Annotated in this window: 19 protein-coding genes and 1 pseudogene; 10 read left to right on the top strand and 10 right to left on the bottom strand. The window is 36.5% G+C overall.

Going from position 1 to position 26,950, the window contains the following annotated elements; genetic code table 11:
• The first annotated feature begins 66 nt into the window (after positions 1–66).
• Entirely contained in the window at positions 67–1,347 is a 1,281-nt protein-coding gene (locus tag IPP61_21725; GenBank protein MBL0327743.1) for a DUF2851 family protein, read from the top strand.
• Here IPP61_21725 and IPP61_21720 read toward each other — a convergent pair.
• Positions 1,344–2,798 carry an HD domain-containing protein gene (locus IPP61_21720; GenBank protein MBL0327742.1) on the bottom strand — a complete coding sequence of 485 codons (1,455 nt, stop codon included), beginning with the start codon at positions 2,796–2,798 and terminating at the stop codon, positions 1,344–1,346. The two genes, IPP61_21725 and IPP61_21720, sit on opposite strands and share 4 nt — an antisense overlap.
• 146 nt (positions 2,799–2,944) lie before the next feature.
• Here IPP61_21720 and coaBC point away from each other — a divergent pair, with 146 nt between their 5' ends.
• The 9 genes from coaBC (at position 2,945) to IPP61_21675 (ending at position 15,572) form a co-directional block, all read left to right on the top strand.
• Positions 2,945–4,150, top strand: coding sequence for a bifunctional phosphopantothenoylcysteine decarboxylase/phosphopantothenate--cysteine ligase CoaBC (gene coaBC / locus IPP61_21715; GenBank protein MBL0327741.1), 1,206 nt, complete (start codon positions 2,945–2,947; stop codon positions 4,148–4,150).
• Between the two features lie 21 nt (positions 4,151–4,171).
• Positions 4,172–5,083, top strand: coding sequence for a DUF4835 family protein (locus IPP61_21710; protein ID MBL0327740.1), 912 nt, complete (start codon positions 4,172–4,174; stop codon positions 5,081–5,083).
• Positions 5,080–5,841 (top strand): SDR family NAD(P)-dependent oxidoreductase, encoded by a 762-nt coding sequence (locus tag IPP61_21705; protein ID MBL0327739.1) that lies wholly within the window; start codon positions 5,080–5,082, stop codon positions 5,839–5,841. Before IPP61_21710 ends, IPP61_21705 begins: the two co-directional genes overlap by 4 nt.
• Complete coding sequence (locus IPP61_21700; GenBank protein MBL0327738.1) at positions 5,828–8,647, top strand: FAD-binding oxidoreductase; 2,820 nt, start codon at positions 5,828–5,830, stop codon at positions 8,645–8,647. The genes IPP61_21705 and IPP61_21700 overlap by 14 nt, the downstream gene beginning before the upstream one ends.
• 456 nt (positions 8,648–9,103) lie before the next feature.
• A complete protein-coding gene (locus tag IPP61_21695; GenBank protein MBL0327737.1) occupies positions 9,104–11,524 on the top strand; it encodes a phenylalanine--tRNA ligase subunit beta in 2,421 nt (806 codons plus the stop codon).
• Position 11,525: 1 nt separating this feature from the next.
• Entirely contained in the window at positions 11,526–11,912 is a 387-nt protein-coding gene (locus IPP61_21690) for a hypothetical protein (protein MBL0327736.1), read from the top strand.
• Positions 11,913–11,934: 22 nt separating this feature from the next.
• Positions 11,935–12,222 (top strand): cell division protein ZapA, encoded by a 288-nt coding sequence (locus tag IPP61_21685; GenBank protein ID MBL0327735.1) that lies wholly within the window; start codon positions 11,935–11,937, stop codon positions 12,220–12,222.
• An 82-nt stretch (positions 12,223–12,304) separates the two neighbouring features.
• Entirely contained in the window at positions 12,305–13,870 is a 1,566-nt protein-coding gene (rny, locus tag IPP61_21680) for a ribonuclease Y (GenBank protein MBL0327734.1), read from the top strand.
• Positions 13,871–14,288: 418 nt separating this feature from the next.
• The gene (locus tag IPP61_21675) at positions 14,289–15,572 is read left to right on the top strand and encodes a citrate synthase (GenBank protein MBL0327733.1); all 1,284 of its coding nucleotides are present in this window, start codon (positions 14,289–14,291) and stop codon (positions 15,570–15,572) included.
• A gap of 32 nt (positions 15,573–15,604) precedes the next feature.
• Here IPP61_21675 and IPP61_21670 read toward each other — a convergent pair whose 3' ends face one another.
• The 9 genes and pseudogenes from IPP61_21670 to IPP61_21630 form a co-directional block, all read right to left on the bottom strand.
• Positions 15,605–15,937, bottom strand: coding sequence for a LytTR family transcriptional regulator (locus IPP61_21670; GenBank protein MBL0327732.1), 333 nt, complete (start codon positions 15,935–15,937; stop codon positions 15,605–15,607).
• Between the two features lie 66 nt (positions 15,938–16,003).
• Complete coding sequence (locus IPP61_21665; protein ID MBL0327731.1) at positions 16,004–16,546, bottom strand: hypothetical protein; 543 nt, start codon at positions 16,544–16,546, stop codon at positions 16,004–16,006.
• A gap of 60 nt (positions 16,547–16,606) precedes the next feature.
• The gene (locus IPP61_21660; GenBank protein MBL0327730.1) at positions 16,607–17,035 is read right to left on the bottom strand and encodes a DUF3299 domain-containing protein; all 429 of its coding nucleotides are present in this window, start codon (positions 17,033–17,035) and stop codon (positions 16,607–16,609) included.
• Positions 17,036–17,068: 33 nt separating this feature from the next.
• Positions 17,069–18,256 (bottom strand): ABC transporter permease, encoded by a 1,188-nt coding sequence (locus IPP61_21655; GenBank protein MBL0327729.1) that lies wholly within the window; start codon positions 18,254–18,256, stop codon positions 17,069–17,071.
• A gap of 1 nt (position 18,257) precedes the next feature.
• Complete coding sequence (locus IPP61_21650) at positions 18,258–18,884, bottom strand: ATP-binding cassette domain-containing protein (protein ID MBL0327728.1); 627 nt, start codon at positions 18,882–18,884, stop codon at positions 18,258–18,260.
• Positions 18,885–19,017: 133 nt separating this feature from the next.
• Positions 19,018–20,187 carry a DUF5103 domain-containing protein gene (locus IPP61_21645; GenBank protein ID MBL0327727.1) on the bottom strand — a complete coding sequence of 390 codons (1,170 nt, stop codon included), beginning with the start codon at positions 20,185–20,187 and terminating at the stop codon, positions 19,018–19,020.
• A gap of 76 nt (positions 20,188–20,263) precedes the next feature.
• Entirely contained in the window at positions 20,264–22,177 is a 1,914-nt protein-coding gene (locus IPP61_21640; protein MBL0327726.1) for an ABC-F family ATP-binding cassette domain-containing protein, read from the bottom strand.
• Between the two features lie 92 nt (positions 22,178–22,269).
• Positions 22,270–23,616, bottom strand: coding sequence for a RagB/SusD family nutrient uptake outer membrane protein (locus IPP61_21635; GenBank protein MBL0327725.1), 1,347 nt, complete (start codon positions 23,614–23,616; stop codon positions 22,270–22,272).
• An 18-nt stretch (positions 23,617–23,634) separates the two neighbouring features.
• Positions 23,635–26,702, bottom strand: a pseudogene (locus IPP61_21630) (TonB-dependent receptor).
• Positions 26,703–26,950 lie beyond the last annotated feature (248 nt).

Here is a 26,950-nt window from a genome sequence, read left to right as displayed (position 1 = left end):
CAAAAATTTTGCATATTTGTTTAGAAAAAAACGAATCTCACTTTCGGATTAAAACTAAATAAAATCATGCAGGAAGAATTTCTACACTATATCTGGCGGTTTCAACAGTTTCACAAAAACAACTTGAAAACTACTGATGGGCAATCAATTTCAATCCTAAAAAGCGGAGTTTTAAATTCTCATTCCGGGCCTGATTTTGAAAATTGCAGATTGATAATCAATGAAATAGAATGGGCAGGAAGCGTGGAAGTTCACGTGAAATCATCAGAATGGGATCAGCATAACCATCAATTCGACGAATCTTATGACAAGGTAATCCTGCATGTGGTTTGGGAAAATGATAAAGACGTTTTCCGAAAAGATAAGACAATATTGCCGGTTTTGGAATTGAAAAATTTGGTTTTTGTAAATGCCCTGAAAAATTATCAAAATCTCCAAAATAGCGGGCAAGAGTTTCCTTGTGAACCATTTTTTAAAGATATCACTGCGATTGCCAGGTTGGATATGCTCGAAAAAGCTTTGGCATCACGACTGGAAATGAAAGCTGCGATTTTAAAAGATTGGTTAGTAGGACTAAATAATGATTTTGAAGAATTGGCTTACAGGGTTTTTGCTCAGAATATGGGTTTTAAATTAAATTCGGAGGCATTTCTTAGACTTTCGGAAAATATTCCGTTTAAAATTCTCAAGAAACATCAGCAAAACATTTTTCAACTCGAAGCTTTGCTTTTCGGAATGGCTGGTTTTCTGGCAAATCCACAAGATGATTATGCTCAAAAACTCAATATTGAATTTGAATTTCTCGCTAAAAAATATTCAATTTTCGAAAACAGATTGAAAAGATCTGAATGGCGGTTTTTACGTACCAGGCCTGGGAATTTTCCCACTATCAGACTGGCACAATTTGCAGCTATTTTAAACAAAAATCATAATCTGTATTCCTTTTTTGTCGAAACTGAAACCAAAAAAGAATTGGAAAACGGCTTAAAAGCTGAAGTATCAGAATACTGGAAAGAGCATTATGATTTTGGAAAAATTTCGAAAAAATCTCCTAAAATAATTGGCGAAAGTTCTGTCAATAATATTATTATCAATACTATAAGTCAGATTTTGGCTCTTACAGCTTATCAAAAAAGCAATTTTGGCTATTTTGACAGAGCTATAGGCTTTCTGACAGATACCCCGGCAGAGAACAATTTAATAATTAGAAAATTTGAAAGTCTGGGGCTAGAAATCAACAATGCATTTGATACTCAGGGCATAATTCAACAATATAAGTATAAGTGTAACCCTCGAAAATGCCTGAATTGCAGTATTGGGATTGAGATTTTGAAAAGAGAAAATTAGTCCGGAATTTTATCTAAAACCTCGTCCAGGTTTTTTACAGGGGAAAAGTCCATTTTTTGTGCGACTTCCAATAATAATTGATAGGATTGCTTCAGATTATTTTCAATTTTACAATCCAATATGGCCTCTCTTATCTCATTTTTTAATAAGCCCACTTCCTTGCAAGGTGGGAGATCAAAAATTTTCATTATGAGTTCACCAGTCAATACGGGCTGGAAATTCCTGAGTTTATCTTTTTCCTGTATTTCAACCAGCATTTCTTCCACCCGGTCGTAATTTTTCAGGTATTTTCTCACCCGGGTAGGGTCTTTCGACGTAATATCCGCTCTGCAAAGTCTCAATAAGTCATCCAGATCCTCTCCGGCTTCCACTAAAAGTCTCCTTACTGCTGAGTCGGTCACTCCATCTTTGGCCAATGCGATAGGTCTGAGATGTAATCGTACGAGGTTGGTTACTTTTCTCATTTTTTCGTCGAGAGGTAGTTTCATTTTTCTGAAAATACCCTTTACCCACCGGGCCCCCAATTCTTCATGTCCATGAAAACTCCAGCCTACTTTTAGGCTGAATTTCTTGGTCGCGGGCTTTGCAATGTCATGAAGAATCGCCGCCCAACGTACCCATAAATCATTGGTGGTGAGTGAAATATTATCCAAAACCTGCAAAGTGTGATAGAAATTATCCTTATGCCCTTTTCCATCCTGAGTTTCTACACCCAGCAATTTTACAAAATCAGGGAAAATTATCTCCAGCAAGCCGCATTGATGCAATAGTTTAAAACCATAAGAGGGTTTTTGAGAAAGTATGATTTTATTAAGTTCGTCAGTTATTCTTTCCTGAGAAACAATTTCTATTCTCGCTGCCATTGATTTTATGGCTGAAAATGTTTCCCCATCAATGTCAAAGTTGAGTTGTGAAGCAAATCGCACCGCCCGCATCATACGAAGTGGATCATCAGAAAAAGTTTTTTCTGGTTCAAGTGGAGTCTTTATGGTTCTGGATTCCAAATCCGCCACTCCTCCAAATGGATCAATCAGTTCTCCAAATTTCTTAGCTGAAAGGGAGATACCCATGGCGTTGATGGTAAAGTCTCTTCTTTGCTGGTCTTCTTCCAGGGTGCCGTTTTCTGTAGTAGGTTTTCTTGAATCGCTGCGATAAGATTCTTTTCGGGCACCTACAAACTCAATATCGTAATCATTATACACAAATTGAGCAGTTCCAAAATTTTTGAAAATATTTACATGGTTTTGTAAGCCTGCCAATTCTGAAGCTTTTTGGGCCAGTTCAATGCCACTACCAACTGTCACGAAATCAATATCTTTATTGGGTCGCATTAGGAACAAATCTCTCACATAGCCTCCCACCACATAGGTTTCAAGGTTCAGTAGTTTAGAGGCCTCTGCCACAATCCCGAAAATCGGATTTTTATCAAGTACTTCTTTGAAATTTTCCATAAAGACCTGCAAATTTACGGTTTCGTTATTCTTTCTTTTTACATTTCTGAAAATTTCTGTCTAAAATGATTTAAATCGCTCAAATTTTTCCAAAAAATTGAATTATTTGGGCTTTAAGCTTAGATTTACAATTCAAAACCTGACAGATGTCGCTCGAAAATAAAAATATATTAATTGGTGTTACCGGCAGCATTGCCGCTTATAAGTCGGCATGGCTGGTTAGGCTTTTGGTTAAAGAAAAAGCCAACGTAAAGGTGGTTATGACCCCGGCGGCACATCAGTTTATTTCAGCGTTGACATTGGCTACATTGTCTAAAAATGAAGCACTGACTGATTTCGAAAAAGGTAATACAGGCATTTGGAATAGTCACGTTGAACTGGGTTTGTGGGCTGATTTGGTGGTGATTGCACCCGCATCGGCCAATACAATCGCTAAAATGGCTACTGGTATTTGCGATAATTTATTGATGGCTACCTATCTGTCAGCCCGATGCAAGGTAATGGTAGCTCCGGCTATGGATCTTGACATGTGGGAGCACCCTGCTACCCAAAAAAACATTGAAATAATAAAACAAAACGGCAATCAAATCATTGAACCCGGAACCGGAGAGCTGGCAAGTGGACTCGATGGCAAAGGGCGTATGGCCGAGCCTGATGTTATATTTGACCAGATAAATCGTTTCTTTTATAAAAAATCCAGATTTAGTGGTAAAAGAGTTTTAATTTCTGCCGGTCCCACACAGGAAGATCTGGATCCTGTTAGATATATCAGTAATCATTCTTCGGGTAAAATGGGTTATGAAATTGCCCGAAAGTTTGCTCAGCAAGATGCAAAGGTTATTCTTGTAAGTGGACCAACCGCCTTGCCCAAGCCGTCTGGTTTAGAAACCATTTTTGTAAGAACCGCATCAGAAATGTTGTCGGCTATGCAAGAAAACCATTCTGAGGCTGATATCGTTGTGTTTTCTGCCGCTGTTGCCGATTACCGTCCCAAAGAAGTCGCTACTTTTAAAATCAAAAAGAAGGACTCTGAACTGAATATAGAATTAGAAAAAACAGAAGACATTGCAGCTGTCCTGGGTCAAAAAAAATCAACAGGTCAGGTTCATGTTGGTTTTGCTTTAGAGACTAATGATGAAGAGTTTAATGCCAAAAGTAAGCTTGATAGAAAGAATTTTGACCTGATTGTTCTAAATTCTTTGCAAGATAAAGGGGCAGGGTTTCGTTATGATACCAACAAAGTTACGGTTTTTGATAAAAAAGGGAAAAAGTCAGAATTTGGACTTAAATCAAAAACAGAGGTTGCGAATGATTTATTAGATATCATCCAGGATTATATCGTAAAGGATTAGAATATTAAGATTTTCAAAAGCATGGTAAAAAAAATATTTTTGAGTTTGGTTTTGTGTTTTTTTGGAAATCTGGGGTTTTCTCAGGAGCTCAATTGGACTGTTACGCTCAATTCTGCTCAGCTTAGTATTAGTACAGCCGGAGACAAGCAGATTTTCATTGAGATGGAAACGGCCATCAAATCATTCTTAAATACCCAAAGATGGACCACCGATATTTTTTCAGAAAAAGAAAAAATCAAGTGCAATCTCAACATCAATTTACTCAAATCATCGGGACAATATGGGTATTCAGGGAATGCTCAGTTTCAGGTGATAAGGCCTGTTTTTGGTACAACTTATGAAACAGTAATTTTTCAGTTTATTGATCGAAATATCGATTTTTCTTTTGCTCCTGAGGACCGGACTATGCTTTTTAATGAGCAGACCTACAACAATAAACTTACTTCATTACTGGCATATTATTCTTTGATAGCTTTGGCAGTAGATTATGATTCCTTTTCAAAATTAGGAGGCGGACCTTTTCTTGAAAGAGCATATAATCTTGCCATTTTGGCAGGAAATACCGTTGGAGGTGCCTGGATTATGGGTTCCAAAGAAACCCGAAACCGAAACTGGATAGTAGAAAACCTTCGGGATCAACAATTTAATGCTTTTAGAGAAGGTTTTTATGAATATCACAGATTGGCGTTGGATGACTTTTCTGGCAATCCGGTAAAAGCAAGAAAAATTATTACCGACTTTATGCAAACTGTAAAATCTACAGCTACAATGAAACCCAATTCGCTGATAATTAATACATTTTTTGATTCCAAAAACGAAGAATTAATAAAAATATTTTCGGAAAGTCCCAAAGCCGAAAAACAAGAAATGTTTACTCTTATCAGCAATCTTGACCCTAACAGAACCGAATTATACCGAAAAATATTAAAATGAAAAAAATTGCACTTATTACAGGTGCTTCCTCTGGAATTGGATATGCTACAGCACTGAAATTGTCAAAATCAGGGTTTGATTTGATTTTATGTGGTCGCCGGAAAGAAAAATTAATTCAGCTGCAAAAAGATTTAAATGAAAATAGTCAATCAACCATTTTGACCTTTGAGGTGAGTGATTATAAGGCAGTTGAAAATGCTTTTAATTCCTTAACTGCGGAATGGAAAAATATTGATTTATTGGTCAATAATGCCGGTAATGCTCATGGCCTCGGGCCCATTCATGAAGGTAGTCTTGAAGATTGGAACAACATGATGGGCAGTAATGTGACCGGGCTTTTAAATGTCTCAAAAGTGGTATTGCCCGGTATGGTGGAAAGAAAAAAAGGTCACGTCGTAAATATCAGCTCTATTGCCGGAAAAATGACTTATGAAAATGGTGCAGTTTATTGTGCCACTAAAAAAAGCGTGGAGTCATTAAGTGAAGGCATGAGACTTGACCTGACAAAATATGGCATAAAAGTAACCAATATCGCACCTGGTGCTGTTGAAACCGAATTTTCAGTTGTACGTTTTAAAGGTGATGAGGAAAGAGCTGCAAAGGTTTACGAGGGATTTGATCCACTTTTGGCCGAAAATATTGCGGACGCTATCCATTACTGCGTGATGGCACCCTCAAATGTCACAATTGCCGATATGACCATTTTAGCCGCAGCTCAGGCTTCGGCAACTACAATTTACCGAAATGTCAATCAGTGAAGGTTTAAAAAAGATTATCGACCCCTCAAGAGTCAGAGATTCGTATATTGAAAGAGTATCTTTTGCATCTGATGCAGGATTTTATTATCTGGTTCCGGAAGCAATCGTTCATCCTGTTTCTGAAAAAGAGATTCAGGATTTATTTCGGTTCTCTCAAAATAATAAAAAACCCATAGTTTTCAGAGCAGGCGGAACAAGTCTTTCGGGTCAGTCAATAACAGATGGCATTTTAGTCGAAATTGGAAGGTTCTGGAAAAAGATTTCGGTTGAAAACGAATCGAAATCAGTACGGGTTCAGCCGGGTATCACTGGTTTGATGACCAATATCCATCTCAAAAAATTTAGTAAAAAAATTGGCCCCGATCCTTCGAGTATCAATGCAGCCATGATGGGTGGAATTCTGTCAAATAATGCCAGTGGCATGTGTTGTGGAGTAGGGCAGAACAGCTATCATACTGTTGAGCACATTCGGTTTATTTTACCTGATGGAAATATTTATTCAACAGAAATTCCGAATGACTATACCCGGTTTGAACAGGAAAATAAGGAACTATTCGGAACTATCATAGATATCCAGAATCGGATTGCCCAAAATTTAGATTTGAAAAATAAAATCAGGGCAAAGTATAAAACTAAAAATACAGTTGGGTACTCACTTAATAGTTTTATAGATTTTAAACATCCATTAGATGTATTTGCACATTTGTTGATTGGTGGTGAGGGTACGCTGGGATTTATTTCCGAGGCCGTAATGCAGACCGTTCCCGATTATCCGCATAAATCGACCGGATTATTATATTTTCCGGATATTTTCACAGCTTGTCAAGCTATAATTCCCTTACGTGATTGTGGAGCATTAATGGTCGAGCTTATGGACAGGGCTTCTTTGAGAGCAGTTCAGGATCTCGATGGTATGCCAGAGATAGTAAAAACGCTTCCCGAAACTGCGGCAGCTTTGTTGGTTGAATTTCAGGAAAATACTTCTGACCAACTCAACAAAATGGTTTCAGAGTTCCAAAAAATAATTCCTGATTTAGGTTTACTTGAGACCCCGGACTTTACACTCGATCCGGTCAAACAGGCTTTTTATTGGAAAGTCAGAAAAGGACTTTTTCCGGCTGTAGGTGCAGTGAGAGCAAGTGGAACCTCCGTGATTCTTGAGGACATTGCTTTTCCTTTGCCATCACTTGGTAATGCTATCATTGATATTCAGGCATTGTTTAAGAAATATAATTATCACGATGCCATCATTTTTGGTCATGCCAAAGACGGAAACATCCACTTTGTGGTTACCCAAACTTTAAACACCACATCTGAAATCAACCGTTATGACTCATTCCTGAGAGAAGTGGTTGATTTGGTTGTGAAAAAATACAATGGGACACTAAAAGCTGAGCATGGAACGGGTCGGAACATGGCACCTTTTGTAGAGACAGAGTGGGGAATCGAAGCCTATCAGATCATGAAAAGGCTTAAAAATGTCGTAGATCCTCAAAATTTGTTAAATCCCGGAGTGATAATCAACGAAGATTCAGAAGCACATATTAGGGATCTAAAGCAAATGCCAACAATAGAATCTGAAGTTGATCGATGTATTGAATGTGGTTTTTGTGAACCTTCCTGTCCTTCAAAAGACCTGACGGCTTCTCCCCGTCGAAGAATTGTGATTCGAAGGGTTTTGGAAAATCTGAAATCAGAAAAAAAGCATAAAGAGTTTCAATTGCTTTCGAGCCAGTTTGAATACGCAGGCCTGGATACCTGTGCTGTTGATGGACTTTGTGCAGTAAATTGTCCTGTTGAAATTAATACCGGTGATCTTGTCAAAAAGTTAAGGATAGAATCTCATTCAAAAATTGAGAATTTTATTGCTGAAGCTGCTGCAAAAAACTTTGGTTTTGTAATTAAATCTGCTCGTTTTGCAGTAAGTTTAGTACATTTCCTGAATAAGATTTTTGGTGAAAATTTTATAAAAAACATTACTCAGTCAATTCATAAACTATCAAAAAGCACACCGGTCTGGTCTAATAGAGTGGGCAGTCCACCAAAGATTTTCCTTCGAAATGTTGAGGCATCAAACGCTCTCCAAAAAATCGTTTATTTCCCTTCCTGTATTTCCAGAATGATGGGAACCTATAAAAATCAACCCAAGAATATTTTAGAGACTTTTTATAGTATTTGCGAAAAAGCCAATATTTCCATTAAGGTTTTAAATGAAATCGAAAATTCTTGTTGCAGCCAGATTTTTTCTTCCAAGGGATTTAAAAATGCCTATGATTTTACAGCTAACAGCACTTTTGAAAAAATGTGGAAATCATCAGAAGGTGGGAAATATCCAATTGTTATTGACGTAACTTCTTGCCAATATACCCTTAAAAATATTTTGCCGGTTCTCAGTCCTGAAAACAAGAAGAATTTTCACAAACTCAAAATTCTCGATTCTGTTGAGTTTATTCATCAATTTGTTTTGCCGGTTTTATCTCCGGTTAAACGAAAAGGAGAGGTTGTTTTACATCCTGTTTGTTCTTTACAAAAATTAAAGTCAGAATCTAAATTTGTTGATATCGCCAATCATTTTGCAGAAAAAGTAATCGTTCCAGTAAATGCCGGGTGCTGTGGTATGGCTGGTGACCGAGGCTTTTTGGTTCCCGAGCTAACCCGTTCAGCCACCAAAGCTGAATCCGAAGAAGTTAAGACCTTTGCCGCTGAAGCTCATTACAGCTCAACGCTTACTTGTGAAATCAACATGTCAGAAGCCACAGGGAAGGACTATGAATCAATTTTATATCTGATTGACGAGACAACGTGATCCGAAGATTATTTTTAAAATGATTTTTTGTGTTAAAAAGAAATAGACAAACAATCGTTCGTCTATTTACAAGCTATCCCATAATTAACAATAAAATATCTTTTCAGGTTTTAACCTGTATTTTATTCAGTTTTTACTTTTTATATGCCAATCTTATGCCATTCAACTTATTTCCAATTTTTACTTACCCAACGGATACATTAGTAAAGAATTTTGAAAATTAAAAGCACATTTCATTACAAATACTTCGAAAATGTTTGATTTATTAACATGATTTAAATAGATAAGCACAAAATCACCGCAAAAAATTTATCTTAATTGGTTATCTTTGCAACCTGATCAGAAAATGCTTTTTCGGGTCAATCAGTTTAATTTTTTTCAAAAAAACACATCAAATATTTATCATTTTGGAGGCTTTTAGGCTTGGAAATGATTGAATTTGAAGAAAAGTATAATATGAAAGTTTCGTATAACCACCTTAAAACACTTATTGATTTTAACCAAAACCCCGAAGATTTGGGTGTAATTCTTACTTCCACGGGCCTTGAGGTGGAAGGAATAGAAAAGGTGAATGCTGTAAAAGGTGGATTGGATGGTTTGGTAATAGGTACCGTTGTGGAATGTGCAAAACATCCAGATGCAGACAAATTAAGTGTTACTAAGGTTGATGCCGGTACAGGAGAATTACTAGATATAGTTTGCGGGGCACCCAACGTTGCCGCGGGCCAAAAAGTTGTGGTAGCTACTATGGGTGCAACACTTTATCCTGCCGATGGAGAACCATTCTCTATAAAAAAATCAAAAATCAGAGGTGCGGTATCAGAAGGGATGCTTTGTGCCGAAGACGAAATCGGTCTGGGTCATTCTCATGCGGGCATTATGGTTTTAGATACCGATCTGCCAAATGGTACCCCTGCGGCTAAGTATTTCAACTTGGAACCTGACTATGAAATCGAGATTGGTCTGACTCCCAACAGGGCAGATGCCGCATCTCATCTGGGCGTGGCACGTGATATAAAAGCAGCAATAGGCGGAGAACTTAAATTACCTTCTATAATCGATATTAATCCCGGTAATGATGCAAGTAAGATAAATCTTAAAGTTGAAGATATTGCAGCATGTCCAAGATTTTGTGCTCTTGAAATCAATAAAATAAAGGTTACTGATTCTCCCCAATGGCTAAAGTCATTTCTCAACACGATTGGGCTTAATAGCATCAATAATATCGTCGATATCAGCAATTACATTTGCCATTATTTGGGTCAACCGATGCATATTTACGATGCTGACTTAATAAAAGGAGGGGAGATTAATGTAAAACGTGCCGGCGAAAATTCGAAAATTATTACCCTCGATGGTGTTGAGAGAAAACTAAATGCCGCCGACCTGATAATCTCTGACGGAGAAGGTCCGGTTGGAATTGCAGGTGTATTTGGTGGAAATCGCACAGGAGTAAGTGAGAAAACTACCAATCTTTTTCTTGAAGTAGCTTATTTTAACCCCGATGTTGTTAGAAAATCGGCTACTGCTCATGGGCTAAAAACCGATGCTTCGTTCCGGTATGAGCGTGGAACTGACCCCAACATGCCGGCTTATGCCATAAAATTGGCAGCTAAATTGATTTTGGAAATTGCCGGTGGGGAATTAAGTCAAAATCTTATCGATTTTTATCCAGAACCCATTCAGAATTTTGAAATATTATTAAAGAAGAAAAATATCGACAGACTCATTGGGAAAAGCCTTGAAAATGAATTGATTGATGGTATTTTGAAAAGTCTGGACATTGAGATTATAAATCAGGAAGGTGAAAATCTGACAGTTTCGGTTCCTCCTTACAGGGTAGATGTAACCCGTGAAGCCGATGTAGTTGAAGAAATCCTTAGGATATATGGTTTCGATAATATCGAACTTTCTGACCATTTGAGTTCTGATTTTATCTCTGATTTTCCCGAAAAAGATACCGAAAGTCTTAGAGTTAATCTATCAATGGCTTTGGCTGCAACCGGTTTCAACGAGATTCAATCATTGTCCATCGTAAGACCCGCCGAAAATGTCGGTACCCATTCAGAAGAAGAAATCGTGAAATTGCTCAATCCACTTAGTGAAGAGCTATCTCAAATGCGTAGTACTTTGATTTTCTCCGGTCTCAACGCCCTGGTTTACAATATTAACCGTCGTAATCGTGATTTGAAATTTTTCGAATTTGGTCGTACCTATCGGAAAATTGCTCAGGAAGGTGTAAGTAAAATAAAAGAAAATAGTGTTTTGGGAATTTGGCTTACAGGAAACGTACAGTCTGAAACATGGAGTCAAAAAAGCCAGCCAGTAGCTTTTAAAGATATTTATCAGACTATTCATCAGGTTTTTGATGCCATAAAAGTCACCAAGACCGAGGTATCGGAGACTTCTGATCCCCGTTTTGAATATGGTTTAGAGATTTCAACCCGATCCAAATTGCTTTGTACTGTAGGTAAAGTAGCAGGTTCTGTCAAAAAAACTGCCGATATCAAACAAAATGTTTATTATGCTGAGTTTGATTGGGATCTTTTGCAAAAAGTTTATAGCGCCGAATATCAGTTTGTAGAAATTCCAAAATATCCTGAAGTGCGTCGTGACCTTTCATTGGTAATTGGTGAAGGTATTTCTTTTGATCAAATCAAAAAAACCGCATTTAATACGGAAAGGAAAATATTGAAACAAGTAAATGTTTTTGATGTGTACAAAGGCGACAAACTCGAAACCGGTCAAAAGTCTTATTCGGTAAGTTTTATTCTTCAAGACCTTGAAAAGACTTTAAATGACCAGCAGATTGATAAAAGTATGCAAAGATTGATGCAGGCTTTTGAGAAAGAGGTAGGTGCAATAATAAGAAAATAATATGGCTGAAAACTCCGACTTTGAGAAAGAAAATGCCTTTTTGCTTTCAGGGTTTGAAACTATCCTGGGCAAAATTGACAGCCTGAATTCTCAGATTAAGAGTCAAAAAAGCCTGATTGTCGGATTGCAATACGAAAAAGAACAGCTTATTATCGAAGCAAAAAATCTTAAAAAAAGCAATCAGTTTCTAAAAGAAGAAATCAAAGAATTAAAGGAAAAAATCGAAAATCAAAACAGAATAATTCCTCAAAACTTTCTAATTAGAAATAAAATTGTTAAGATTGTATCCGATATTGAAGATAAAGAAATAACCCATCAAAATCTTAAAGAAATTATAGGGTTGTTGATAGAAGAAATAGACGATTGTATTAGTCAATTAGAAGAATAATATTTGCTTTCTTTAAATAAAAATGGAATCTGAAAAAACACGTGTGTTAATTAAACTCAATGGAGAGCAGATTTCGTTTTTGGTGCCGAGGCATGAAGAGCCTTATTTTAGAGATGCAAATGAGATATTGAATAGCCGCTTGGCCGCACTTGCCCGCGAACACTCAGCTTTTGCCAATCCCGCCAAAATACTTTCAGTATTGGCAGTGGAGGCATTGGTTGATGCTTTGAAAATAAACGAAAATTATCAAAGTCTCAAAAATGAGGTGCAAGGTAGGTTGGAAAATATCCAAAACAGATTTGAAAATTGACCCATGCTCTTTTTTCTCCTTTATCTTGATATTATATCTGAATGTTTTCAGGTATTGATTCAAGTATCTAAATATTAGTAAAATGTCAGTTTACCTATTTTTAATTATTGGACTCGCTTTAGGAGCGGGCATAGGTTTTTTTGTGGGCAAAAGCATCATGAAAAAAGCCCTTGCCGATCACGAAGAAGAAGGGAATAAAAAAGCACAGGAGATTTTAAGAATCGCTCAAAGTAACGCCGAAAACATTAAGAAAGATAAAATGTTGGAAGCTAAAGAACACTTTTTGAAACTCAAATCTGAATTTGATGACGAATCAAATCAAAAAAAGAATACCATTATTCAGAACGAGCAAAAAGTAAGGCAAATGCAACAGCAGGTTACTCAGCAATTGGAACAAACCAAACGCCTGGAAACCGAACTTACCGCAAAAAACACCAAGCTATCAGAACAGATTGAGCTAGCCAATAAGAAAAGAGAAGAGGCCGAAAAAATGCACCAGCAGCAGGTTTCTCAATTGGAAAAAATTGCTAATCTTACCGCCGAACAAGCTAAACAGCAATTGGTTGATGCCCTTAAGCAGGAAGCAGAAGCTAAGGCATCAAGCTTTATCAAACAGTCAATAGAAGAAGCAAAACTTTCGGCTACTAAAGAGGCTAAGAAAGTAGTTATTGAGACCATTCAAAGGACGGCTGCCGAGCAAGCAATCGAAAACTGCGTTTCGGTGTTTAATATTGAAAGTGACGAAATCAAAGGTAAAATCATCGGACGGGAAGGTAGAAATATCAGGGCATTGGAGGCCGCCACCGGTGTGGAAGTTATCGTTGACGACACTCCTGAAGCCATCGTAATTTCAAGTTTTGACCCGGTAAGAAGAGAAGTTGCACGCCTTTCAATGCATCGATTGGTACAAGATGGACGTATTCACCCTGCTCGTATTGAAGAAATTGTCAACAAAACCCGTAAAGATATAGACAATGAAATCATTGAAATCGGCGAACGAACAGTGATTGATTTGGGAATTCACGGCTTGCATCCGGAATTAATTCGAATGGTGGGTCGTATGAGGTTCAGGTCATCTTATGGCCAAAACCTTTTGCAGCACTCAAGAGAAGTTGCAAAACTTTGTGCCACTATGGCAGCTGAAATGGGCTTAAATGTGAAACTTGCAAAAAGGGCAGGTTTACTACACGATATAGGTAAAGTTAATCAGGAAGAGTCAGACTTACCCCATGCGATACTGGGTATGGAAATGGCCAAAAAATACAAGGAAAATCCTGAAGTTTGTAACGCCATCGGAGCTCACCATGACGAAATCGAAATGACCAGCCTCATATCTCCAATCATACAGGTATGTGATGCCATTTCGGGCTCAAGGCCTGGGGCTCGTCGTGAAATGATGGAATCTTACGCTCGTCGCCTTCGTGACCTGGAAGACCTTGCACTATCATTTAAGGGTGTTGAGAAATGTTACGCTATTCAGGCCGGTAGAGAATTAAGAGTAATCGTTGATGCCGAAAATATCAGTGACGATGATGCCGGCATGATGTCTTTTAATATTTCGCAACGGATAGAAAAAGAAATGCAGTATCCGGGTCAAATCAAGGTATGTGTTATCAGAGAAATGAGAGCTGTTAACTACGCCAAATAAAATTAAATATTAAGATTTTAAAAGAGACTGTTTCTTTCGGGAAATGGTCTTTTTTGTTTTTAAAAATATGTAATTCCATAAATTTTTTCTGATGAAATTTTGTTTAAAATAATACTATTTTTTGATATAGTTATTTTGAGAAATATCAAAAACCAAATAGAATATATTCGTTATGGATTCATTTTGATTTTTTCAATAATTAAAAAAATATTAAAATAAAAGAAATAGTACTAATTCAAGAAATGAAAAATATTAAGTAAAATACTAATTCTGTTGTAATTAAATCATTACCAAAACATATTTGCTTATTTTGTTGTAATTTAAATTTTTTTAATTAATTTGTAATTTGTACTATTTTAAGTAACTTAGCACGTTATTCAAATTCTAATAAAGCTTAATAGTAAGAAAATATAATTTTATGGAAACGTCGGTAAAGATGATAATTGAAGGGAAAGAATACGAATTCCCTGTTATCGAAGGCACAGAAAAAGAAAAAGCTATTGACATATCTAACCTTAGGGCTAAGACAGGTTATATTACAATAGATGAAGGTTTTAAAAACACTGGCTCCACCACCAGTGATATTACATTTTTAGATGGTGAAGAAGGTATTTTGCATTACAGAGGTTATGATATTGAAGATTTGGCTGAAAAAGCAGAATTTTTAGAAGTAGCCTATCTTTTAATTTATGGAGAATTGCCAACTGTTGACCAGTATGCACATTTTACTCAGGAAATAAAGTATCGTTCGCTTGTAAATGAAGACATGAGAAAGATTTTTGATGGTTTCCCTGTAAATGCTCACCCAATGGGTGTAATGTCATCATTGGTGGTTGCTATGGCAGGTTTTTATCCTGAGCTTTCAAAAGATCTTTCACCTGAGGCTCTTGATTTACATATCAGGAGATTGTTGGGTAAATTCCCGACTCTAGCTACCTGGACTTATAAAAAGTCACAGGGTCATCCACCTAATTACCCAAAAAACAAACTTGACTATTGTGAGAATTTCCTCAATATGATGTTTGCATTGCCAGTTGAGGATTACACAGTTGATCCGGTAGTGGCCAGTGCATTGAATAAATTATTGATTTTACATGCTGATCACGAACAAAACTGTTCTACTTCAACCGTAAGATTAGTAGGTTCCTCAAAAGCCAACTTGTATTCAAGTATTTCTGCCGGTATTTCTGCTTTGTGGGGACCATTGCATGGCGGTGCCAATCAGGAAGTTTTAGAGATGCTGGAAGAGATTATGAATGACGGAGGCGATGTACAGAAATACATTGAGAAAGCAAAAGATAAGAATTCGGGTTTCCGTTTGTTTGGATTTGGACACAGAGTATATAAAAACTTTGACCCAAGAGCAAAAATCATCAAAAAAGCCGCAGACGAGGTTTTGGAGAAATTGGGAATCAATGACCCGATTCTTGAAATAGCCAAAGGACTAGAAGAAGCCACTTTGAAAGACGATTATTTTGTTTCAAGAAAATTGTACCCTAATGTTGACTTCTATTCGGGTATCATTTACAGAGCTTTGGGCATTCCTACCAATATGTTTACAGTGATGTTTGCAATTGGTCGTTTACCGGGTTGGATAGCTCAATGGATGGAATTGAAAGAACAAAAACAAGCCATCGGTCGTCCGCGTCAGATTTATACCGGACCGGTAGGTAAAAAATTCGTTGAAATTTCAAAAAGATAATCCGAAGTAATTTCATATTTAGCCTTCTGCTTTCAGCAGAGGGCTTTTTTTGTGTATTTTTCTTCCAAAAATACCGGCAATTTTCGTCTGCTGATTTCTGCGATGTAATTGTTGGTCATTAGAATTTTTCGTTCATCGTGTTGTGAATACGAAACCACATGAGCCATATTTATCAAAAATGACTTATGAGGCCTGAAAAAACCTGACCCTGAAAATTTCTTCTCAAGTTCTTTTAAAGTCTTTGAAATCGTGATTTTTCTTCCGTCAGTCAGGAAAAGATGTGAATAGTTGACCTCAGCTTTTAATAAAATAATAGAAGAATATCGGATGCTCTTATTTCCAACCAAATGTAAAAGTGTTTCCATAGGACAAGGGATTTGTACTATAAATAGGACTCTGTTCTGAATAAAAAGGTTGTAAGCTTGAGAAAATTATTTTACAAGGTTGACTCTTAAACCTAAGTTTAATGCAGGTGCAAGGAAAAGTGGCTTGGGGGCTAATTCCATGAATCCACCTGCATCAAGAAACACAGTAAGGTCGTTTTCAGGAATATCCATTTCGATTCCGCCATTGATAGCAGGTCCTATTGAAAATTGATTTATATCGTTGTTTCGGATATTATTTTCAATAAACATTTCATTTCTTAGATTAAAAAAGGCACCATAACCATAATAAACGCCAAATTTTCCTTCTTTTCCAAGGCTTTTATAATAGTGATACAAGCCTTGAAAACTTATGCCTGCCTGATCAAATCTTGGATCTTTTTTGTAGTTACGATTGCTACCAATCAAAAAACCATAAGTTCCAACATTAAAATCAAAGGCTCTTTCTCCATAGTGAAGATATTTCCTGATGTTTAAACCAAGAGGTTCACCTACTTTTAATCCTAATGCCCAGTTTTTTTCTATTTGAGCAAAGGTATTAACACTCAGAAAACTCAATAAAATAAGGGTTAAAGCTATGTTCTTTTTCATGTAAATTATATTTAAAATATTGTTTTTCAGTGCATTATTTTGTAATTAATAAAGGAATTACTAATCTAGCTCTGCTTTTTCTAAAATATAGTTAAGTTCGTTAATATCTTCAGTATTTAGGACGAAAATACCACTGATGGTCACTCTGTCGTCGGTATTAAATCTCTTTGAGTTGCTTTTAAACTTTACCGAAACTACTGATTCTGGTCCTGCCTGACCACAAAAAAAGCAACTGGCAAACGGGTTGGCCGAAAGCACATAATAATTGGCATCAACGTCAACAGGTATCATATAACCCGTTAAAGATACGGTTTTACCTTTTAGAGCTGCTACTTTAGGGCCAAATGATGGCTCCAGAATAAACATATTTTCTTTGGCATTCCATTTCTTTTTAAATGTAACGTCTCTGAGGCTTTCCCATGTGATTTTTATGGGATTAGTAGCCAAAGCAAATAAAGGAATAAGAAAGATTATTAATATTTTTTTCATTAAATTCTATTTTTTTAATACATCCAATCAAAATCAGTCTTTTGCCAGGGTTTTGGTAATGTTAATTTTGTATATCCCAATTGCCGGTATTATTGATGCAAAAATACCAACTAATAACGCAGCCACCAATAGATATATTTCTTCTTTTTGTATCAGATTTTGCTCAAAAGAATAATGATAAGCTTTGTTGAGCATTCCGGAAGCAAATAATAGACCACCTTTACTCATAAAAATACCCAAAAACCAGCCGGTTAAACTTAGGAATATACCCTCCAATAGTAACATCAGAAAAAGTGTCGCACGTTTACCACCCATAGAGAGCATCAATGCGAGTTCGTATTTTCGTTCTTTCAGTGCATTATATAAAGTTATGAAAACACTGATTCCGCTAATAATTATTATGGCCAGGGCCAGATATTTAAGAGCATCAATGCCAATTCCCATCAACTTAAACAGACGGTTGATTTCTATAGCAGGTAAAGCGGCCTGCATTACCGTATTTTGATTGATTTGTCTCGGAACAGTAATCAAGCCCAGGGGATTTCGAAATTTCACCAAAGCACAGGTTATTTCTTTTTCATGTGCACTTTCAGATTCATGTTCCTCTTCATGCTCATGAAGAGCCCAAATACTTGAAAGATTACATAAAATAAGGTTGTCGATTACTGAATTGTTATACTTTAAAATTCCTTTAACTGTATATTTTTTCTCATGGTGTTCTTCGGCTTCCTTATCATAGCCATGGGTACTTTCAAACTGGTCTCCGATTTTCAGATTTTGTTCTTTAGCAACATTATAACCTATCACCACTTCCAGGTCATTTTCAAATGTAATGCCTTGTTGAATTTCAGCATTAAAATGTTTCAGATACCGCTGAGTAGTTCCAATTATTCTTGTTCCCTGGTAGTTGTCACCCATTGATAGCGGAATCACTTCCATAACAAAGGAATTTTTTCGTAGATTTTCGACCTCACTCATGGGAATATTTCCCGTTGGGGCATCGATATGGTAAACCCCGGAAAGTATCAATTGCAACGGACTTCCTTTGGCTCCTACGACCATGTCAATGCCTGCTACATTTTTCGAGAACTTTTCCTCCAATTGTTTTCCTAATGTCAGAACCAACGAAATGATTCCAATTCCCAGCATCATTAATAATACCGAAAGTATTGAGGTGAGTTTTTTAGAAACTATATTTTTCCAAACTATTTTTAAAAGCATTTCAAAGGGAAATTTGATTTTTAAACCGGTCTTTTAATCTTTGATCGTGTGTGACAATAATAAGGGCAGCATTGATTTCAGAGGCCTCTTTTTCCAATAAATCAGCAACTTTTTTGCAATTTTCATCATCAAGTGCTGATGTGGGTTCGTCGGCAAGTATCACAGATGGGTTGTTCATAAGAGCCCGGGCTATACAAACCCTTTGTTGTTCTCCACCACTTAATTGTTGTACTTTTTTATGAAGTAAATCGCCAAAACCTAAATCTGAGGCAAGTGCTTTGGCTTTATCTTTATTTAGTTTAGTATGAGCCAAATAATTAGCCAAAATCATATTGTCGATGACATTCAACGAATTAACAAAATAGGGTTTCTGATATATAATTCCTATTTTTTGTGATCGTAAACTGGCTTTTTTTTCAAAATTGATTTGACTGGTAGGTTCATTATCAATATAAATCTCCCCGCTGGCCGGGCTTTGAAGCAATCCAATTAAATTTAGAAAAGTAGTTTTTCCTGAACCTGATTTTCCCAGTACCAGAAGTGTTTCTTTGGCTTTAAGGTTAATGTCAGGAAATTCAAATTTTTGCTGGTTTGAGTAGCTGAACCTTAGGGATTGGGTTTTGAGCATGAAAATGAAATTATTTATTCAAAAATAGTGATTTTGAAAGGAAGGATAATTATTAAACTTAGAAAATTAATGATAAAATCATAACATAAGTAAAGTAAGGCGGGGAGGATTTATTATTCTCAAAAAATACCTATTACTGGGATTGTTTGTTTTTCTGGTAACCCAATAATCTGTAATTTCTGCTTCCGGGAATGCTTTCATATACAAATACCTCATAAGTATTGTGTGCGTCAGAAAACGTTCCTTCCATAATTTTTTCATCAATTATTCCAGTTTTCAGGTTTTTTAACCCAAAACAATAATCATAAACTCCTTGTTTTAGCATTAATTCAATTTCAAAGAGCTGCGAATTGGGGTTTAATGACAAATTTTGAGGAATCCAGTCGGTCAGTTTTCCTATAATTACAGGTTGAGTATTTTCGATGTCATAAGTCTCTTCCAGGCTGAAATGGACTTTTACAAAGTCGGCCTTAAGATTATCTGACCCATTGCCTATCGAATTAATAATAAAGCCACCATTGTTGTCATAAGAATCTAAATAGCCTTTATTGGATCTTTTTTTCTGAATTATTGTAAAGAATTCATCGGGAGTATCTAGTTCTATTGAAGCAATATTCTGTCCCCGACGCATATTGCTACTGATATCGAGGTATCGGAATTCATTTCCGGCTTCAAAAAGGTTTTCGTTGTCAAAAAATCGGAATGACAGGGAATTTTTCCCCGAATTTTTCATGGCCGAATTGGGTAATTCCATGGTTTTTTCAATTCTTTGATTTTGTCTGACAAAAACCTTTAAATCACGTTGTGGGAAAAATATTCCGGCATTTCCTGTTTCGATATTCACATCTATTTGGTGGTGAGTTTTCCAAAACTCAGAATCGCGGGGAATTATCACATTTGTAGAAACAGAAATTTTGGAATCAACAACCCAAAATGGTAATTCAAGAATAGGGTCAGAGTTATTATTTGCAAATAATTGTAAAAGAAAATTTCCGGAAATTTTTGGCGTGGGGATTTTTACACCGTAATGATAAAAAGGAATTTTAGTATTTTCAGAAACGGAATAATCATTTACGAAATATTCATTAAAATCATTTAGGTATTCAATTTCACTCAGGTCAGAGGGAATACCGGTAAGGGTTAAATGTTTGACTTTTGCTTTATATTGAGAATAAGTAGCGTTTAAATCATCGAATTCCAGTATTAATGATTGATTTCCATTTAAATAAATTACTGGCGGGTTATTTATTCTTTGGGAAAAATCATCACCTTGACCGTAGGAATAAAACAAAATGGTTTTCAAACCGAAATTTTGACCAATACATAATACGGGTAGAAAAAATAATATAAATATTAATATTTGTCTTATTTTCAATGTATTATCCAAGATTTTCCAGCTCCAAAACCTTTTGCTCCCACATTTGGTTTTTCTGATTTAATTGTTCTTTTATTGAAACGTAATTTTTGTTTGTTTTGTCTAAAAGATCCTGATTAGAATATACTTTTTCTTCTGTCAGTTCATTCTCGATAGTCTTTAATTGCGTTTCCAGATCTCCGATTTCTTCCTCTATTTTTCCAATTTCTGTTTCAAGTTTTTTGACTTGATTATTGTTATTAGGTTTTGGGCTTGCCGGCTTTGTATTTGATTCAACAATTGTAGTTTTTTTATCTTTTTTTGCAGGTTCATCCAATGTTCTGCCTGTTTCTTCTAGCCAAATCTCAAATTCATCGTATCCTCCGGGAAATTGCTTAATCTCCTGGTCTTCGATATACCAAACTTTATTTGAAACCTGACTGATAAAATGCCGGTCATGAGATACAATCACATATGTACCTTCATATTGATTTAGGGCCTGAATCAGAATATTCACCGATTGCATGTCCAGGTGGTTGGTGGGTTCATCAAGTAGCAAGAAGTTTGCCTCTGAAATCAGGATTTTCGCCAGGGCAACCCTTGATTTTTCACCTCCTGAAAGTACTTTTATTTTTTTGAATACATCTTCACCCGAGAAAAGAAAACAACCTAAAACCGATCGTAATTCTGTTTCTGATTTAGAGCCATCGGCATATTTTAATTCTTCCAAAAGGGTTTCTTCAAGATGCAGACTTTCGAGCTGATGCTGAGCGTAAAATGAAAAATTGACATTGTGTCCCATTTTTCTTTCGCCATCATGTTTTTCGGTACCCGCAATAATTCGCAGAAGTGTAGATTTCCCTTTTCCATTTGCACCGATCAAAACAATTTTGTCACCCCGTTCAATATGAGTCGAAGTGTTTGTTAATATCGGATTGTTGGGATATTCCTTCGAAATATGGTCCAATGTCATGACATGGCGACCCGGCTGGGTGCCAAATTTGAATTTAAAGTGTACTTTGGCCGATTCATCAATCACATCATCTATAAGCTCCAGTCTGTTTAAGGCCTTTACTCTGGATTGAACCTGTCTGGCTTTTGTGGCTTTGGCTTTAAAACGTTCAATAAATCGTTCTGTTTGACGTATTTGTGCTTGCTGATTTTCAAAAGCTCCTTTTTGGATTTCGTTTCTAAGTGATTTTTCTTCCACATAAAACGAATAATTACCCGGGTAATAGTTGAGTTTATTGTTTGCCACTTCTACTGTGGTATTGCTAACATTGTCAAGAAATTGCCTGTCATGTGATACCACCACTACAGCGTTTTCATAATTAGCGATATACTTTTCAACCCATTGAATTGAAGGCAAGTCGAGGTGGTTGGTAGGCTCATCGAGAAGCAAAATAGATGGTTTTGCCAATAAAAGTTTTGCCAACATCACCCGCATCCTCCATCCACCTGAAAACTGTCGAAGGGGTTTGTTGAGTTCCCATGTTTTGAAACCCAGTCCTTCGAGAATTTCTTCAGCTTTTGATTCAATGGTGTAACCATCCAGGATATCAAACTCATGTTGTAATTCTCCAAGTTTTTCTACAAGATTATCAGAATAATTATGTTCCATTTGGTGCAGCACATCCTCGATTTGATGATGCAGTTCTAGTTGGCGTTCGAAACCTTGCATCGCCACATTGAGTATGCTATCGTCAGTTTGATAGGATAAGAGGTCCTGATTTAAAAAACCTATTGTGCAATCCCCTGATTTTGAAACGTTTCCGGCATCGGGTTGATATTCACCAACAATTATTTTAAGAAGGGTAGATTTGCCTTTTCCATTGAGGCCTATCAAGCCAATTTTATCTTTTGGTTTGATTTGCAGATTAGCGTCTTCAAAAATTGCCCGGCCACCGAAATAGAAAGAGAGATTGTTAATTGTTAGCATCTTTATTAAAAATTATGCAAAATTACGCAAAAGTGTATAAAAAAAAGACTGCTTTTTTGAGAAAGCAGTCTTTTTAATAAATTCAGCAAATATTAATATCCGTCGTTCTGAACCAGAGATTTGTTGGTATCCATTTCTCTTTGAGGGATTGGGATAACAAGTTTTGGGCTATTAAATGCCAAAGATCCAATTGATTTTTTTAATCTTTTGGCATCAAATACTTGCTGACCTTCAAAAGCTAATTCCAACTTTCTTTCTTTGATTATATCATCAAGAGTTACAGCTGACAAAGTCGAAGCACCGGCTCTTGATCTGATTTTGTTGATGTCAACAAGCGGAGCAGCACCTATGGCAGTATTTAATCTTTGGTTACATTCTGCTCTGATTAGATACATTTCGGCCAATCTTATTACTAAAACATCACCAAATCTATCTAAGAATTTTCCGGTAAAAGTATTATTTGATGCTTTTACGAAGAATGAGCCACGAGAATCATCAGCTTCATAAACAGCAAGGTGTTTGTTTTGAACCCTAACATCCCCTCTTCCCTGATAGGTTGAAGGAGCATAAAAAGTATTCATCGAGTTTGAGCCATCCTGATCTGTTACAATTATTTTAAATATTGCTTCATCGTCGTTGGTATCGTCAGAAAAAGCTTCTTCAAATGTACTTGTTAATTGATATTCACCTGAATTTATCACTTTGTTAGCTGCATCACGAGCTTCAGCATATTTTCCTTGTTGCAAATAAACTCTGGCCATCAATGCCTGCACAGCACCTTTCGTGGCAAAACCAGGACTAAAACCTGCCTCCAATAGACTTTCAGCCGATTTTAGATCCTCAAGTACCAAATTGTAAACAGCTTCTACGGTTGCCCTTGGCCTATTGTCGATATCGGTTACGCCTCTGGTTGGAGTAGTAACAAGTGGAACCCCTAAGTTTGATGCCGCAGAGCCATCGGTATAATCTTTAGCCCAAAGTCTAACTAAATCAAAATATGAAATAGCCCGAATGAATTTGGATTCACCTTCCACTGCACTTTTACGACTGGCTTCAACTTTGTCCAGATTGGCAAGAATATTATTAACTCTGTTAATTGTACTGTAGGACTGAAGCCATGTGGCTTGAGTTTGAGTATTGGAAGTGGTAAAAGTCTTTCTCCATATTTCATCCATGGTCGAAAAAGTACCAGCAAATCTTACTTCCTGATCATCCCCAATTAAATCACCCGAATATTGGATGGCACCACCATAAGAATTGGAGCTACTTAATCCATCATAAGCACCAATTAAGGTAACCTCTATATCTTGTGAGGTAGAAAGAGCAGTTGATTCGTCAATAGACTGAGTAGGCTTGACCTGGTCAAGTTTATTGTCACAAGCTGAAAGAGCCAGGAGTGCAACTGCAAATTGTAATATTTTTGATTTTAAAATTTTCATTGTTTTACTTCTAATTGGTTAGAAACTAAGATTAATACCACCAGTAATAGATTTTGCTTGAGGTGATGTATAAAAATCGTAGCCTATAGCTATGTTAGATACTACATCATCAGCATTTACTTCCGGATCCCATCCCGAATACTTAGTAAAGGTCAAAAGGTTTTGCCCGGTTACAAAAATTCTGGCTTTGCTTATTTTCAATTTGTTAATTATTGAAACAGGCAAGTTGTATCCGAGTGTTACATTTCTGAGTCTTAAATAAGAACCGTCTTCAATAAATCTACTAGAAGGTTGGGCACCATTGTTATAAAACAACCTTGCTTGAGGTACATTGGTGTTTGTATTTTGAGGAGTCCATGCGGCCAATTGGTTTACTGTCTGATTATCTTCAAACCTTCCATTTGCAGAAGAGTACCTTCCTACACCATAGAAATTAAGTTTGTTTCCAAATATTCCATTTAAAAAAATACTTAGATCAACACCTTTGTAACTGAAAGTATTTGTAATACCACCAATAAATTTCGGAAGTGGACTTCCAATCACAACCCTTTGTGCCTCGCTGTAAACATTGGTGGTGGATCTGTCGAATGTACCATCTGTATTTTTAGAATTCTTATACCATAAAGCATCGCCATTTGCAGGGTCAACTCCGGCATATTCCACAGTAAAAAATGTTCCTAATGCTTCACCTACAACAGCACGGCTCATATTGTTTAGACCTGCTTCGGACACCTGATCCTGAAGATCAGTAATTTTGTTTTTGTTGGTCGAGAAATTCAAACTTGTTTTCCATTTAAATTGACCAACCAAATTGTCAGTATTTAATACAAATTCAAATCCTTTGTTTGTAAGTGCCCCTAAATTTTTAACCATGGTGCTAAACCCTGTAGTACCAGGAACATTGACATTTAACAAAAGACCTGTGGTATTCTTGGAGTAATAATCAATCTCTCCATTGACTCTGTTTTTTAGGATACCAAAATCTAATCCCAAATCAATTTGTTGGGTTGATTCCCATCCTAAATCGGGATTACCCAACTGCGATGGTCTTTGGCCAGGAAGTGTACCATAGCTGGCGTCACCGGTAAATAAACCCATTTGAGGGAAGTTACCAATTTCCGCATTACCAGTTACCCCCAGCTTGCCCTTAGTTTAAGGAAACTAATGGTAGGAATACTCTGAACAAAGCTTTCTTCTGATAAAATCCATCCACCTGAAACTGCCGGGAAGAATCCATATCGGTTATTTTCACCAAATCTTGTAGAAGCATCATATCTTCCACTTAAGCCTAGTAAATATTTCTCATTGAATTTATAATTCACTCTGGCAAAATAAGATAAGAATCTATAATCGGATTGTGAAGAACTGGCATCAGTTTTTCTTGATGCACTAGCAATCATTTTATAAGCATCTGAAGGGAAATCACGTCCTTCGGCATAATTAGCTTTGGTTTGTGAGCTTTGATATGCCATACCTGCTGTGGCATCTAAACTATGAACCCCAAAGGCTTTTGTATAAAGAAAATAATTGTTGGTATTATAGTTTTCCACTCTTACAAATCTGTTGTATCCATAACCGAGTGGTGCTCCAAAATTCCTTTGGGTTTTGCTGTTATAATATTGCTCTTCTTGCTGATTCAATAAGTCAACACCAAATTCTGAGCGGAATTTGAGGTTTTTCAAAATTGCATATTCGCCATATACACTACTTATATTTCGGTTTACAGTAGTATTAAAAAAAGCATTTCCTATGTTAATTAAACCATTGTAATACATCGGAATGGAAATATCCCCGGGAGGCATACCTGTGGGAAGGCCAGTAGAGGGGTCAGTGGCAGGAGTCATAGGAGGAAGAGCAACCAACTGCATCGGGTTGTCAAATTGTCGGTCACCAGATACCCTTTCATTCAATGAACGAGTTAAACCCATGTTAATTCCAAAATTAAATTTGTCACTAACTTTGTGGTTTAAATTAATTCTGCCTGATATTCTGTTAAAAGCATTTCCCAATAAAATACCAGTTTGGTCAAGCATGCTACCTGAAACATAAAACGTGGTTTTATCACTTCCTCCGTTAATACTAAGGTCATATTGCTGTGTTGGAGCATCCTGAAATGCAAGGCTCCCCCAGTCTGTATCTGCCTGATTGGCTGTTCCTAATGTTCCTAAACTTTGGGTTTCATAGAAACTTTCCATATAAGCTGTATAAGAATCCGGATCGCTAGTGGAGTAGCCTTCTATTTCATCAGAATTTCCTGCAGCCATTCTATAAAAATCTATATATTGTTTAGTATTAAGGAATTTCAAAATATTAGTTGGCTTGCTTTTACCAAACTGATATCCAAAACTTACATTTGTTTTTCCACTTTTACCTCTTTTTGTAGTAATCAAAACAACCCCATTGGCAGCCCTTGCACCATAAATTGCACCAGCTGAGGCATCTTTCAAAATTTCAATTGATTCTATATCCTGCGGATTAATATCAACCAGAGGGTTGGTGTCACCACCATCAGAGCTTAAATCATCCTGAGTCATAGGAATTCCATCTATGACATATAAAGGTTGATTTGAAGCAGAAACTGAGGATTGACCACGAACCCTTATTTGCATTGCCTGGCCTAATTTTCCGGAACCCTGATTGATCTGGACTCCCGCTGCTTTTCCTTGCATACTGGTTTCGAATGAAGTGGTAGGTACTTCTGCCAGGTCAGAGGATTTGATTTTGGCAATATTACCCGTTAAATCTCTTTTTATCTGAGAGCCGTATCCTGTAACGACTACTTCAGAAAGACCTCGCACCGAATTTTCCATGACTACATTTATAATCACGCGGTTACCAACGTTTTCTTCAATAGATTCCATTCCGACAAAACTGTACACCAAGATTTGATTTGAAGCCGCTGTGATTGAATAGTCACCCGAGGCGGATGTTTGGGTACCAATGCCTGTACCTTTGATTGTCACTGTAACTCCGGGCATTCCCGAGCCGTCGTCTGCTGAAGTAACTTTACCTGTTATTTTGCTTTGAGCGATGGAAACCATCGTCGTACAAAACACAAGTAAAGCAAGAAGTAAATTCTTTCTCATGTATTACTTAGTTTAGGTTATTAAAATGTTATGCAAACATAAGATTTTTTCGTAAAAAACAAAACCAAACCAGAATTTAGCGTAATAATATTTGGTATTTTATATTTTTTGCAAGAATTATTTAAATAATTGATAATTCCAGTAAGCAATATAAATAAACGGTTAATTCAATCTGAATTCTTTGTTTTACAATTTCTTCTTAATCTGCATTATTCAAATACGTAGTTTCCAGCTGTTTGGTTGAAGAT

It is taken from the genome of Cytophagaceae bacterium (assembly GCA_016722655.1).
Lineage (GTDB): Bacteria > Bacteroidota > Bacteroidia > Cytophagales > Spirosomataceae > Leadbetterella.
The sequence above is the reverse complement of the archived record's forward strand: the minus strand, read 5'-3'. Positions and strand labels throughout refer to the sequence as shown.